Source organism: Vibrio minamisatsumaniensis, from assembly GCF_050337445.1.
Lineage (GTDB): Bacteria > Pseudomonadota > Gammaproteobacteria > Enterobacterales > Vibrionaceae > Vibrio > Vibrio artabrorum.
Genome location: NZ_JAKJSY010000043.1, coordinates 24,421 through 38,814, shown reverse-complemented (window position 1 = coordinate 38,814; position 14,394 = coordinate 24,421). Strand labels below are relative to the sequence as shown.

The following is a 14,394-nucleotide window of genomic DNA, read 5'->3' as shown; positions in this document are numbered from 1 at the left end:
CAATTGCGCAGTATATCTAATAGCTAAACTAAAATTCTAAATATATAGTTACCTACAACGAATATGAAAAATATTTTTCATTAAAGAAGTAAGCTTAAAACGCCTATTTAAAGGAATGAAAGTTGCCAAATTTCTAAGACAAATAGAAGTGTTCTTAGGGATTCAATCACAAAATATCTTGTGATTGGCAGAAGCAGTGATAACAACAAGGAGACATAACATGTCATCGATAACCAACACATTTTCAAAATTCATACGCCGTTTTGCTCATAAAACCACTCTCTTCCAAAGCTCAACAGCAAGACGAGTAAAAACAGGATTCATTGCAATAGGCTTACTTGGTCTTGTTGCCTGTGGTGGTGAAGAGACAAAAAGTGATGTCGTCACAATAGGTGTCGCAATTCCCAACTTTGACGATACATTTCTTGTAAATATGAAGGACTCCATGACGGCATACGCTGAAAAACAAGACAACGTTGAACTCATTTTTGTCGATGCCAAAGAAGACACAGTCAAACAGCTTGGCCAAGTTCAAAACTTCATTATCCAACAAGTCGACGGCATCATTTTAGTTCCTGTTAATACTGACGCGACCCAACCAATGACAGACAAGATTCTAGACGCTGGGATTGAACTCGTTTACCTCAACCGTCGTCCTTCATACTTACCAGAAGGTGTGGCGTATGTCGGTTCTGAAGAACTGCAATTTGGCAAAGAACAAGCTAAGTACGTCGCAGATAAAATCGAAGGCGGCAACATTGGTATTTTGATGGGCATGATGACAATTGAAGCTGCAATTCTCCGTACAGAAGGCGTCGAAGATTACTTCCAAGACAAGCCTGATTTCAACATCATCCGCAAGCAAACCGCATTATGGCAACGCTCGCAGGCAATGGTAGTAATGGAGAACTGGATCAATTCAGGAGACAAACTCGACGTAATTATTGCCAACAATGATGATATGGCGCTAGGTGCAATTCAAGCTCTGCGTGCTGCAGGAAAACTAGATGACACGATTGTTGTAGGCGTTGATGCAACTCCTGATGGGTTAATGGCAATTGAAAATGGGGCGCTTGATGCCACTGTATTCCAAGATGGGGGTGGCCAAGCACGTGGCGCAATTGATGCGGTAATCAGTGGCATCACGAATCAACCTCGCGAGAAAATCACTTGGATCCCTGCAGAGCTTGTTACCAAAGACAACCTCGAAGAATTCAAAGCTAAACAAGGCTAACGCCCTCTTCACTCATATGTTCTATGTACCAATCCACTGACAAGGTTAAGTGCATAGAACATTTCAATCGGAGCAGTAAATATGAGTCAAGCCTTACTAGAAATGCGTGGAATCTCAAAGTCATTCCCTGGAGTGAAAGCCCTTGATAATGTGCAACTCACATTAAAAGAGGGTCGTGTCATGGCCTTAATGGGTGAAAATGGCGCAGGAAAGTCCACCCTAATGAAAGTTCTTTTTGGTATTTATCAAAGAGATGACGGCACTATTCGTTATCAAGGTCAGCCTGTGAACTTCGGTGGTGCTAAAGATGCCCTTGAAGCCGGAATATCGATGATCCATCAAGAGTTGTCCCCAATACTTCACCGAAGTATTGCAGAAAACATTTGGCTAGGTAGAGAGCCTACCAAAGGACCATTCAACCTTATCGATCACGGTAAAATGTATAGCGACACCACCAAACTATTAGAAAAACTGGATCTACAACTCGACCCTCGAACGCCCATGAGTGAGCTTACGGTAGCCACAATGCAGATGATCGAGATTTCGAAGGCCATCTCTTACCACTCCAAGGTCATCATCATGGATGAACCGACTTCAGCCCTTACCGGTAAAGAAGTAGACCACCTATTTGAGATCATTGAACTACTGAAATCTCAGGGTGTGGCCGTAGTATATATAAGCCACAAAATGGATGAGATCTTTCGTATCTGTGACGACATTACTATCTTTCGAGATGGAAACTTTATCGGCGAAAGAGAAGCATCTTCCACTAATAACGATGAACTCGTTCACATGATGGTAGGACGTAACCTAGGCGATGTTTATCCTCCGATCACCGCCAAACCAGGAAAAGTCAGATTAGACGTCCGAAACCTCACTGTTGAGGGGCAATTCAGTGACATCAGCTTCAAACTGCATGAAGGTGAAATTCTTGGCATTGCAGGCCTTGTTGGCTCTGGTCGCACCGAATTGATTGAAACTCTGTTTGGCGTAAGACAAAAAGATGTCGGTGAAATTTGGATCAACGGCGATCAAGTAGAAATAAAAACGCCAACCGATGCCATCAATCACAAAATGGCCTTTCTAACAGAAGACCGACGTCACTCCGGGCTTTACTTGATGTTGGATATTTTCGCTAACACCTCCATCGCCCATCTTGATGCTTATCGCAATAAAGTCGTTAGCCTGCTTGATGTAAGAAAAATGCAAAAAGACTGCTCAACGCAATGTTCGACTCTCAAAGTAAAAACGCCAGGGATGTCTGAAGCCATTGATAATTTAAGTGGTGGCAACCAACAAAAAGTATTACTCGCGCGTTGGATGTTAACGAAACCAGACATTCTCTTTCTCGACGAGCCGACTCGAGGCATCGATGTGGGTGCCAAATCGGAGATCTACAAATTGATGCGTCTTCTCACCGGTATGGGCAAAAGCCTTGTCATGATTTCATCTGAGTTACCGGAAGTCATTGGAATGAGTGACCGCATTCTCGTCATGCATGATGGGCAATTCAAAGGTGAACTCGACGGTCACGAAGCCTCACAACAACAAGTCATGTCATTAGCATTCAACTAGAAACAATAAGCTAGTCCAACATATCAAGGAAAGTAGTTATGATAGCTAAACTTCTTCAAGCCACTTCGGAACAGCCGGAAACTGGCAAAAAAACACGTTTTTTATCCAAATACGCAATCTATGTCGTCTTTGTCGCTATGTGTATCGTCATGAGTATTTTGTCTCCGGTATTCCTTACCGTTGCCAATTTACTTAATGTAATGACTCAGATGGCCAGTATTGGTCTACTCGCCCTAGGTGTAACGATCATCATCATCACTCGCGGAATCGATCTGTCTTCCGGCTCAGTGCTAGCGGTAGCTGCCGTAGTCTCTGCCAGCACAGCTCAGACCCTTGACTGGGGGATGAGAATGTACCCCAACCTACCTGAGCTGCCTGTTATTGTCCCGATTTTGGTTGCATTAGGAGTTGGTGCACTCTGTGGGTTGATTAACGGCGCACTCATCGCCTATACAGGAATCCCTCCGTTCATTGCTACACTGGGCATGATGATCATCGCTCGTGGGGCTGCATTACTCTATTCAGACGGTCGCCCTATCAGTAGCCTAATCGATTCATACCAATGGATAGGACAAGGAAACATTGCGGGGATCCCCGTGCCTGTGGTGATATTCCTCGTTATGGCATTGTTCACTTATATGCTCCTCAACTACACCAGATTTGGCAAATATGCTTACGCTATCGGCGGCAACGAAACAGCTGCTTACGTATCGGGGATCAACGTCACCAAGTACAAAATTCTCGTCTACGTTTACGCTGGCCTACTAGCTGGTATTGCAGCGCTTATCTTGACGGCTCGAATCAACTCAGGTCAACCCGGCTTAGGTAACATGTATGAGCTTGATGCTATTGCTGCTGCCACTGTTGGTGGGGTATCGCACGCCGGCGGAATAGGAACAATCCAAGGCACGATCGTAGGTACCATGATTATGGGCGTCCTACAAAACGGACTCGACCTACTCAATGTATCAGCCTATTGGCAGCAAGTAGTAAAAGGCTTAGTGATTGTTGTTGCCGTCATTTTTGATATGAAACGCCAGAAGAAAAGTAAGTAGCCATAAGATAATTTACGGTCATCATGCTTAAGAACGCATATTTGATAAATAGAAGCACTTAGAAATAATGTAAGCCATCAACAGATAGCTCACACAAAAAGTTGAATGTAGGGTCCTCAAGTGAGGTTTTCCATGCCACGTAAGTTCATCACTCTCGTGGCATTTTTTTATTTATCGCACGACTGTCGTATCGTTTTCATCAGTGTCAGTGTCATAGCAAATGAAATAAATGTTTCATTTAGACCCACTCAACTTCACATCACCTATTTACTCTGTAATATAGGTAACATTCGCTCCTCTTTCTCCATTAAATTTAGGATGTTGTGTTATGCATGTTGCAACGAATTTCAACGAACTAGAAAACCAAATTCGTTTAAAACACAGTACGTTGAGCAAAAGGCTACAACAAGTCGCGCATTACGTACTCGAAAACTCAAACAGCATTGCCTTTGATACCGTTGCCGTGATTGCCAAAGCAGCCGATGTTCCACCTTCGACACTCATTCGCTTTGCAAATGCCTTTGGATTTAAGGGTTTCAACGAATTAAAACAGATATTTCGACAAAATCTTGTAGAAGAAACCACCAGCTACACTCAACGCACGCGTCTAGTTAAGGCGCTTAACGATGAAAACCTGCGAGAAGAACCTGAAGACATTTTGTACGAATTTGCTCAAGCCAACTCACAAGCAATGATGCAGTTAGCGAAGTTGACCTCTCCAGAGAAGCTAAAACAAGCAGTCGAAGTTCTGAACCATGCCGATAACATTTATCTGATTGGCCTTAGACGCTCATTTAGTGTGGCGTCATACCTCACGTATGCACTGCGTCACATCGAATGTAGAGCATTCCTAATCGATGGCTTAGGCGGGATGTTTGAAGAGCAGGTCAGTATGGTTGGGCCAAACGACGTGGTTGTCTCAATTAGCTTTAATCCATATGCAGAAGAAACGATCAAGTTGTGTGAAATAGCGTCCAAAGCAGGCGCCAAGCAAATAGTGATTACCGACAACCAGGTCAGCCCACTGTCGGTATTCAGCGACGTGTTCTTTACCGTTAAAGAGGCCAGCGTCGATGCATTTCGATCACAGTCGGCTTCACTGTGCCTGGCGCAATCCTTGGCTGTATCACTTGCGTTTAAAAAAGGCAGAGCACTCGATTAATTCCAAGTTCTGCCTTGATAAACTAGTAAGAAGCTAGCAAACGGATAAAACGACAAACCTATTGACTAAAGTTTGACCGTCGCCCCTGTTTTCATAGACTCCAGAGCCGCCTCAGCAAGCACGAGAGCAAACTCACCATCTTTACCGCTGCAAAGCGGTGATGCTTCACCCGCTAGAATCTCAACAAAGTGATCCCATTCATTGATGTATGCTTGTTCGTAACGCTCTAAAAAGAAATGTTGCGGTTTCGCGCTCACACAACCACTATCTCCCCAGTGCTGCACGAGGTCCTCTTTTATATTACCCGCTTGCAGTAGGCCTTTTTCGCCATGCAGCTCAATTCGCTGATCATAGCCATAGCCAGAACGACGACTGTTTGAAATAGTGGCAATCGCGCCGGATGGAAAGTTCATGACAATTACAGCAGTATCAATATCTCCGGCTTCACCAATGGCTTGGTCAACCATACAACTACCGTGTGCCATAATTGAAATTGGATCCTCTCCAAGAATAAAGCGCGCCATATCAAGATCGTGGATGCTCATGTCGCGAAACATACCACCAGAAGCTTTAGCGTAATGTGCCGGCGGTGGCGAAGGATCACGAGACGTTATCAGCAACGATTCTGCCTTACCGATCACACCAGCACCTAGCTGAGTTTTTAGCTTGCGAAACTGAGGGTCAAAACGGCGATTGAAGCCAACAAGCATTGGAACCGGATATTGTTCAATCACGCCTAGGCAATCACGAACACGGCTCAATGCTAAATCGATAGGTTTTTCACATAAAATCGTCTTACCATTCTTTGCAGCTAACTCAATGAAATCAGCGTGAGTATCGGTTGCAGAACCAATACATACCCCATGAACATTAGGATCTGCCATAGCCTCTTCAATTGTTTGAATCTTTGCGTTGTACTGCCTTGCAAGTTGACTCGCTCCCTCCACATAAGGATCGACAATAGAATATAAGGTTGTTCTCGGATGATTATTAATATTAACCGCGTGAACATTGCCAATGCGTCCCGCACCAAATAAAGCGATGTTAAACATATTTTCCCTCATGACGTAGAGTTACTGCCTAAATGAATAAACAGCGGTAGCTAAATACAGTCACGTATTCGTGACCCTCTGATTTCTAATTTAGATTCCATTTATTGTTACCTGAATTAGTCACTCCCGAACACGTAAATCACAAACCAAAGCAACAAAATRAAAAAATATTATCATTAAATTCACATGGCCATAAACCGTAAATCTACGTATTATTGACCATAAGATAGCCAAACTTAAATTCACTCAGTTAACATCACAGATAGAACACATAGTAATGGAAAATATTTATCACAAAAGAAACAATAGTGTTGACGCGATCATCTACGCCAACAACACAAGCTTTTTGGCAACTGACAAAGGATTACTTTATGCGCTATGCACTACACGGGATGTGTTCACTACACAATAATATCGTCAGCGATATACGTTTGGCCAAAGAAACAGGCTATGACGGGTTAGAAATTCATACGGAAAAATTGTGGCGATACATCAATGCAGGTTTAACAAGCCAAGCCCTAAAAACAAGGTTGAATGACGCCAACATTACGCCTTCTGCGATCGATATTATCGGTAGTGTAGAGAGTACGACCAAAGAAGCCCAAAACCAGTTGTTTAAAGACACAGAGGTTCTGTGTCAGTTTGCCAAAGACATTGGTGCACCAACCATTCAATTAAACGCTTTCGAGGCGCTGACGGGCCTATCAGTTGAAGATAACATTCGCATTACTGCTCAAAACATCCGTAATATAACCGATATCGGAAAAGAGCATGGAATCCGCTTCCAATATGAAGGTGCAGCATGGACTCCCATTGCTACCTTAGAGCAATATTATCAATTACACGATACAGTCAGCCGAGATAATTTTGGCTTTGAGCTCGACACTTGGCACTTCTGGGCATGTCGCGGAGCAACACCAGAAGACATGGCAAAGATCGATAAATCGCTCATCTACAATGTTCACCTTTCCGATGGACACCGTCCTGAAGTTGGTGCGCCTTGGGTCGATGAGAAAGAACTTAGAAATTGCTTGTTAGGCCAAGGAGAAATTCCACTACAGGAGTGGACATCAGCCATTCAAAGTACGGGGTATGACGGGTTCTATTCTGGTGAATTTCTTAATGATCAACTTTGGGAAGGCGATCATTACGAGACAGCCACCAGCATGCTTTCAGGAATGAAGCGTTTGTTCTCATAACCAGAACACTCCAACAATCCTGAGCCAAAAAAAAGCTACCAATACGGTAGCTTTTTCTATGCTCGGCAGTTACTTTCTTTAGGTTTTTCGCAAGCATTAAAAAAGCCGATAATTATCGGCTTTTTAGTGTTATTTAGAACGTTCTGAGGTAAACGCTATTTAATCTCACGGCACATCAAACTAACGGCTAATGTTTGAGCTAGGTACATCGAAGAACTCAATGAGCGAAAGCCCATCACCTCCCCTTCTTCCACTTCAAAACACACGTCCATCTTACTGCCATGCGCCATCATCTGGTTATCTGCGATCGCGATGATAGGAACACCTCGGTCATGAGCACACTCAATGACATTACTGGTTTCCATTGCATAAGGGGCAAAAGTCACAGTAAGCAATACGTCTTTATCGTTCATATTGCGGATCATAGGGGTCAGCATCCCTCCATGATCATCAAGTAAGACAACATTGTTATCTGACTTCATGAGAGCATACCAAAGGTAAAAAGCAACCGGATAAGCTCGGCGCATCCCTTGTATATATATCGTTTCAGCTTGATCCATCAAGCTCACGGCTCTTTCAAGCTTCTGTGGTGAAACTGATACTTGTAATTTTTCTATCGCTTCAACGTTAGCGACACCGTAATCATTAAAAATAGCGGTTGGCGATTCTGGTTGATATGTTTCTTGGTCTCTTGCTTTGCGCACTCGGTCTTTATAATCCCGAGGTCTATTTAGATATTGGTCTCTAAACAGAGCCTGCATTTGGCTAAACCCACTAAAGCCCATCGCATTTGAAAATCGACTTAATGTCGACAATGGGACATTTGCTTGTTCCGCAATGGTCGCCATAGTCTCAACGGCAACTAGCATAGGCTGGGCTAACACATAGTCCGCGACTTGCTGTAAGCGTTGACTCAAGTTGTCATAGCGTTTGACGATCAACTCTTTCAGAGAGTCTAAATCACTAGGCACATGTACAATCTCGTTAGTTTCAACTTCCATACCTAACTTCTTTCCCGTTAAATATTGGTTTATAAATCAATAATACCCCAAGCTTTGACACCTGGGGTATTAATTCTAAGATAAAAGTTCGAAGTTTCGAATAGCTTCATCTTTTACGTACGGCATTGCTTTTTGCATGAAGTAAATTCTATCAAACTTCTCTGGTTCATCATTCATATAGCCACGTAGGTTGTTACCTAAGGCCTGACGTAAGCAGGTGCCAATATTGAACTTAGATACACGACTTTGCTTGAGTCTCGCCATATCCTCGTCTCGAATGCCACTGGCTCCATGTATCACCAATGGTATCGTCACTTCGGCAGCAATACGGTCAAGTAAGCCAAAATCAATAGTGCATGTTGGTTCGGTTAGACGGTGGACATTCCCGACAGAAATCGCAACACAATCAGCACCACTTTCGCGAGCAAATCTTGCTGCATCAGCTGGGCTGGTATCAATCGTTTTAATATGGTCACGACCTTCATCGTACGGTACAGAGCCAATCTCACCTTCGACTGAAGCGCCCAATGCATGAGCAACATCTGCAACTTTGCGAGTCCTAGCAATGTTATCTTCTAGACTAAGCTGAGAACCATCGAACATTACCGAACTAAAGCCCGCTTTTAATGCTCGATATACAATGTCTTCTTCATAGGTGTGATCGAGGTGCAAACAAACTGGCACTGTGCTTTTAGTCGCTAAACCTAAAAACATCGCCGCTGCCGTTTCGACCCCATAAAAGTCAACGACATCTTTGTTACACGCTAAGATGACTGCTTTGTTCACTTCTTCCGCAGCCTCTACAACGGCGCGAGCATCTTCAAATCCAAAGACATTAAAACAGGGAACTGAATAATTTGACGCTGCAGCATCAGGTAATAAATCGTTTAAATTAACCAACATAACGTTTCCCTCTTTTACTTAAACTTGGCGATCATATCCTTGATGCCAGGAATGGTTTCAACCTGATACTCATGATGAGGGTCAAAGTGCTGAATCAAAGACTTAGACGTTTTCCCAACGATGATAGTGAAGTAATACATTTCATAGCCCGGCGCTGCAACACTCGGGTGGTAACCTTTATCAATCGCAATTACTGAGCCAGTGCGAACGTGATAAACAGGGCCAAAATCGTCTTCATGCTCGTATAAAAACTGGGCGCCGAAACCAAAATCAGGATTGAAACGGAATTGATACACCTCTTCGTACAATGTCTCTTTGCTGCCATCTTCTTTGATGCGGTCTTCATCATGTTTATGAGGAGGAAAACCCGACCAACCGCCAGCGCCAACCGTAAATAGCTCACTGACAAGTAAACGGCCACGTTTGTCTGCGTTACTTTGCCCAAGCACATGTTTGATCTTACGATGTGTTTTTGTATCATCTGAGCCGTATTGAACCATTTCAACTTCATCAGCACGAACGCAGAACGGTTCTAATGAGGCATCAAATTTACCACCTGCAATCATCACATCTGCACTTTCACTTACACAATCAATGGTCGCTGAATAGCCAAGCGGTACATAAATAGATTCAGGCTCACCGTCCCAAACCGTACGGCGCTTACCAATATTGTCAAACACTTGCGGTTCATCACTGCCGTTACTGACGGTAATGCAGCATGTGCCACCCGCAAGCACGACGACAGACTCATAACCTTCAACGGTATGAATGTGTTGCTCACTTTGGCTCAAGCGTACTTGGTTAAAATAACAAAGTGGGGTGACGTCATCATTCACATCGACAATCGGCTGATTTTGGTTGTTGAACGGGGGTATATGCTTACCCATACTTCTTTCTCCTCTGTCGTTGAGTCGTCTTCGCCACTCAACATAATTTTTATTGTTTCATTCATAACGGACAAAAATGCCGGGGCGAGATGGTTGCAATTCATAGTGTCTTATTACTATAAAAATACCGACCCGGCTGGCTTACACCCTCTTAATCAATGAAGGTTCAAGCCCAAATCGTTATGCTCTACTCTCTACAAAGTCGAGCAACTGTTCTTTTGTTGGCATAGCTTCCGTACAACTAGTACCGCTCACGTTAATGGCGGCTGCCGCGGTTCCATGACGAACACCATCCTCTAATTCACCGCCGTTAACCAAGGTCCAAATCAGTCCACCTGCAAATGAATCACCAGAGCCAAACGGTTTGTTTGCTTTCACTCTAAATATGCCTTGCTCAAATTTATAGCCATCTTTGCAATACACTTTAGAACCAAGCTCTCCAGCCTTAATCACAACCACTTGAGTGTTTTCACGTAGAAATCGTTCTGCCGTTTGGTCATCATCTTGATTGCACGGTGCCAGAACCGTTTCCATCATGTCGAACTCTTCACGATTGCCGATAACAATGTCAGATAGCCCCGCAGCGATACCGTAATAAATGGACGCATCGACATCTGTGCGCCAAGAATATGGACGGTAATCCACATCAAGAATCACGATAGTGCCCGATCTACGAGCATGTTCCATAGCAATGAGCGTAGCTTCACGGCTTGGACTCTCAGAAAGTGCAGTACCCGTTACAACCAAAGTCTTGGAACTCGCGATGTAATCTGCGCTCACCTGTTCTGGTTTTATGGTTAAGTCTGATGCGTTGTTTCTATAAATCAGAACTGTACAGTCGCTTGGCTTCATCTCGGTAAATGCAACAGAAGTTCGAGAACCTGTGTCATCAGTCATCATTCCGTCAAGGTTGATACCCTGCTCTTGCATGTAACCTTTTACGTAGTCACCAAACGCGTCATTTGCCACGCAACCAATAAAGCCTGTCCTACCACCCAAACGACTAACTGCTACTGCGATATTTGCTGCAGAACCGCCAACGAATTTGTTAAAGCCTGAAATATCAGCCATGTCCGTATTGAATTCGCGAGCATAGAGATCAACGCCAGCTCGGCCTAATACGATGGCATCCAGCTTGCGATCTTTTGGAAGTGCAATCTTTGTCATAGTCAGTTCCTATCTGCTGTATTCAACCCAAGCAGCGTTTTGGTCCGCAGACTCCACGCACTTTTCACATAAACGAACACCTTCGATGCCCGCATCAATACCAGGGAACCAAATATCAGATAGCGCTTGCTGGTCGTCACGGTCTGCCGCATCAAACGCAAGCGCGAAACGATGATAAAGGTTCGCCCAAGACTCGAAGTAGCCTTCCGCATGACCACCGCCCACGCGATTCACAGCAACGCCAGGCGCATCTTGGTGCAAGTACCCCATACCACGCTCAAGAATACGCGATGGCTCACCTTGCACTTCTAAGCGCAGTTGGTTTGGTTGCTCATCCCACCACTCAATTGATGCTTTAGAGCCTACGATTCTGATTTTTTGTTGGTGCATAGAGCCAGCATTCACCGCAGAAGCCCAAAGCGTGCCTACTGCGCCGCCTTTGAATTCCATCATTACGTGTGCGTTATCTTCTAACGGTGTACGTGATTTAATAAAGCTCTGACGCATACACGCTAAACGATCGACTTCAAGGCCAGTCATCACTTCACACAAGTAAAATGCATGCGTACCGATATCACCCAGTACATACGTTGGACCTGAAACTTCAGGGCTCACACGCCATTTCAAGCCTGGATCGTTAAGTTCGTACTCTTCGTTATGAAAACCATGAGCAAACTGCATATTGATAACGCGGATGTCACCTAAATCACCACGCTGTACCATTTCACGAGCTTGCTGAACCATAGGGAAACCGCTGTAGCCATACATCACGCCAATCACTCGATTGTTTTGCTCAGCGATAACTTTTAACTCTTCCGCTTCTTCTGATGTAAATGTGATAGGTTTTTCACAAACAACATGAAGGTTTGCTTCGAGTGCCGCCTTACAGATTTCATAGTGTGTAGAATTTGGCGTCGCAATAGACACGGCTTGAATACCATCTTCACGCTGTGCTTCTGCTGCAAACATCTCTTTGTAGTTTGCATAACAACGATCAGGGTCTAATCCCAAGTTGGTTCCAAAATCTCTGCAACGCTCAGCATCTAAATCAAAAGCGCCAGCAACAAGCTTAAAAAGTCCATCTCGTTGTGCTGCGTTACGGTGTGAGTAACCAATCTGACTACCACGTCCACCACCGATCATTGCCCAGCGTAGAGGTTGTTCAAAACGACGTTCTTCATTAAACATAATCTTGCTCCGTTACCTGATACATCGACTAATTGAGTGATGTATCTGTGGTTAAAGTTATTGTGATTTTAATTTTGAATATTCTTGATTAAACACCGCGACGCTGAGCCGCACGGCCCTCTTCCCAATCAGCGACTTTCTTTGCGGTCTCTTCGTTACGCGTAACCTCAGGAAGCCCTACTTCCCACCAGCAATCACATTTCGACCAGGCCGCGGGAGATACTGGGTCAATGTCCACAACGATAACGTAGGTACGGTCAGCTTCTTTCGCTCTTGCGAATGCAGCATCAAAATCGGTAATTGAGGTCAACTTTTCGCTGATTGCACCTTGTGCTTCTGCATGCTTAGCAAAATCAACACGAGCTAACTCTCCGTCAGGGCGACGACAATCTTCTAGAAGGTTATTAAATGATTCATTACCTGTATTGTTCTGAAGCTTGTTGATAACAGCGAAGCCGCCATTGTCACAAACAACAACGATCATTTTGTGTCCAGTCAAAACCGACGAGTAGATATCTGAGTTTTGAATGAGGTACGAACCATCACCAACAAGAACCACAACATCACTGTTTGGGTTGGCAATTTTCGCCCCCCAGCCACCTGCGATCTCATAACCCATACACGAGTAGCCAAAGTCGATATCAAACTTACCAATTTGGTAATTCTGCCAGTTCATAGACAGTTCAGCAGGCAATCCGCCGGCGGCAGTCAAGACTGTATCGCCCTCTTCCATACTACGGTTCAGCTTGCCAATCACTTCAGCATAAGAAGAAGTACCTTCAAGCAATTCACCGGCTTGTGGGTGAGTACGACGTTGGACTAACGCCTTCCACTCATCAGCTTCTACTTTCGCTTTTGAAGACCACTCATCACCTGATCGCCAGTCAGCCAAAAGACCAGATAGTTTCGTCATACTGGTTTTCGCATCACCAATAACTGGATGAGAGCGATGCTTAATCGCATCAAATTTGGCCACGTTAATACTAATTAGCTGCATTTCTGGATTTTTAAATACGCTCCAAGATCCCGTAGTGAAATCTTGTAAACGTGTACCAATCGCAAGTACGACATCAGCTTCGTTAGCCATATGGTTAGCTGAATTTGAACCAGTGACACCTATCGGGCCAGCGTTCAATGGATTGTCTTGCAACATCGTTGCGCGACCAGCAATGGTTTCGACCACTGGGATGTTGTGCTTCGCAGCAAACGCGGCAAGTTCGTCGGTGGCGAGTGAATAATGAACGCCACCGCCTGAAATAATCAGTGGTTTTTTCGCTTGTGTGAGTATCGCTTTCGCTTCTTCTAACACAATCATTTCCGGCTCAGGACGACGGATGCGGTGGAATTTTTCAGCGAAAAATATTTCAGGGAAATCGTAGGCCATCCCTTGAACATCTTGCGGCAAGCCAAGGAAAACAGGGCCACAGGTTGCTGGGTCAAGCATGGTATCAAGCGCTTGAGGTAGCGTATGCATTAACTGAGAGGGTGACAACACACGGTCCCAATAACGAGTAAGCGGCTTGAATGCGTCGTTAGAGGTGACCGATGGGTCTTCAAAGTTTTCCGGCTGTTGCAATACTGGGTCTGGCAGACGGCTAACGTAAGCATCACCAGAAATAAGTAATAAAGGGAGTCGGTTCGTGTGAGCAATACCCGCCGCTGTGACCATGTTTGTCGCACCAGGGCCAATTGAGCTTGTTGCAATGCCAATACGTTGACGTTTGTTGGCCTTAGCATAAGCAATCGCGGCCGTGGCCATTGATTGCTCATTTTGACCACGCCATGTGGGGATTTGTTCTTCGATGTTTTTTAGCTGTTGACCAAAACATGTCACATTACCGTGACCAAAAATGGCGAAAGCAGCACCAAATAATTGCTCTTCTTTTCCATCGACTACAATTTTCTGCGCTGCAAGATATTTAGCTAAGGCTTCAGCAACGGTTAGGCGTACAGTTTTCATCTTCTTCCTCG

The 14,394-nt window shown here is 44.4% G+C and carries 12 protein-coding genes; 5 read left to right on the top strand and 7 right to left on the bottom strand.

Translation table 11 applies throughout. The features are described 5' to 3' along the window. Positions 1–220: 220 nt before the first annotated feature. The 4 genes from L4B77_RS11310 to L4B77_RS11295 all read left to right on the top strand — a co-directional run bounded on the left by L4B77_RS11310 (position 221) and on the right by L4B77_RS11295 (position 5,026). Positions 221–1,234, top strand: coding sequence for a sugar ABC transporter substrate-binding protein (locus tag L4B77_RS11310; RefSeq protein WP_429750500.1), 1,014 nt, complete (start codon positions 221–223; stop codon positions 1,232–1,234). A gap of 81 nt (positions 1,235–1,315) precedes the next feature. Then, on the top strand, positions 1,316–2,809 hold the full coding sequence (locus L4B77_RS11305) for a sugar ABC transporter ATP-binding protein (RefSeq protein WP_151407745.1): 1,494 nt from the start codon (positions 1,316–1,318) through the stop codon (positions 2,807–2,809). Positions 2,810–2,847: 38 nt separating this feature from the next. Continuing rightward, complete coding sequence (locus tag L4B77_RS11300; protein ID WP_394609921.1) at positions 2,848–3,864, top strand: ABC transporter permease; 1,017 nt, start codon at positions 2,848–2,850, stop codon at positions 3,862–3,864. Between the two features lie 328 nt (positions 3,865–4,192). Beyond that, positions 4,193–5,026, top strand: a complete 834-nt coding sequence (locus L4B77_RS11295) for a MurR/RpiR family transcriptional regulator (RefSeq protein WP_429750497.1) — start codon at positions 4,193–4,195, stop codon at positions 5,024–5,026. Between the two features lie 65 nt (positions 5,027–5,091). Here the strand turns inward: L4B77_RS11295 and iolG are convergent, their stop codons facing one another. After that, positions 5,092–6,078, bottom strand: coding sequence for an inositol 2-dehydrogenase (iolG, locus tag L4B77_RS11290; RefSeq protein ID WP_429750495.1), 987 nt, complete (start codon positions 6,076–6,078; stop codon positions 5,092–5,094). A gap of 371 nt (positions 6,079–6,449) precedes the next feature. Here iolG and L4B77_RS11285 point away from each other — a divergent pair, with 371 nt between their 5' ends. Then, positions 6,450–7,277 (top strand): sugar phosphate isomerase/epimerase family protein, encoded by an 828-nt coding sequence (locus L4B77_RS11285; protein ID WP_429750493.1) that lies wholly within the window; start codon positions 6,450–6,452, stop codon positions 7,275–7,277. A gap of 155 nt (positions 7,278–7,432) precedes the next feature. Here L4B77_RS11285 and L4B77_RS11280 read toward each other — a convergent pair whose 3' ends face one another. The 6 genes from L4B77_RS11280 to iolD all read right to left on the bottom strand — a co-directional run bounded on the left by L4B77_RS11280 (position 7,433) and on the right by iolD (position 14,383). Beyond that, complete coding sequence (locus tag L4B77_RS11280) at positions 7,433–8,278, bottom strand: MurR/RpiR family transcriptional regulator (protein WP_017111576.1); 846 nt, start codon at positions 8,276–8,278, stop codon at positions 7,433–7,435. A gap of 75 nt (positions 8,279–8,353) precedes the next feature. Continuing rightward, on the bottom strand, positions 8,354–9,181 hold the full coding sequence (locus L4B77_RS11275) for a class II fructose-bisphosphate aldolase (RefSeq protein ID WP_429750490.1): 828 nt from the start codon (positions 9,179–9,181) through the stop codon (positions 8,354–8,356). Positions 9,182–9,195: 14 nt separating this feature from the next. Beyond that, on the bottom strand, positions 9,196–10,068 hold the full coding sequence (locus tag L4B77_RS11270) for a 5-deoxy-glucuronate isomerase (RefSeq protein ID WP_429750488.1): 873 nt from the start codon (positions 10,066–10,068) through the stop codon (positions 9,196–9,198). Between the two features lie 180 nt (positions 10,069–10,248). Beyond that, positions 10,249–11,235: a 5-dehydro-2-deoxygluconokinase gene (gene iolC, locus L4B77_RS11265; RefSeq protein ID WP_429750486.1), complete on the bottom strand. Its 987-nt coding sequence runs from the start codon at positions 11,233–11,235 to the stop codon at positions 10,249–10,251. Positions 11,236–11,244: 9 nt separating this feature from the next. Next, positions 11,245–12,423, bottom strand: coding sequence for a Gfo/Idh/MocA family protein (locus tag L4B77_RS11260; protein WP_102282116.1), 1,179 nt, complete (start codon positions 12,421–12,423; stop codon positions 11,245–11,247). A gap of 88 nt (positions 12,424–12,511) precedes the next feature. Continuing rightward, the gene (gene iolD / locus L4B77_RS11255) at positions 12,512–14,383 is read right to left on the bottom strand and encodes a 3D-(3,5/4)-trihydroxycyclohexane-1,2-dione acylhydrolase (decyclizing) (protein WP_429750483.1); all 1,872 of its coding nucleotides are present in this window, start codon (positions 14,381–14,383) and stop codon (positions 12,512–12,514) included. Between the last annotated feature and the right edge of the window lie 11 nt (positions 14,384–14,394).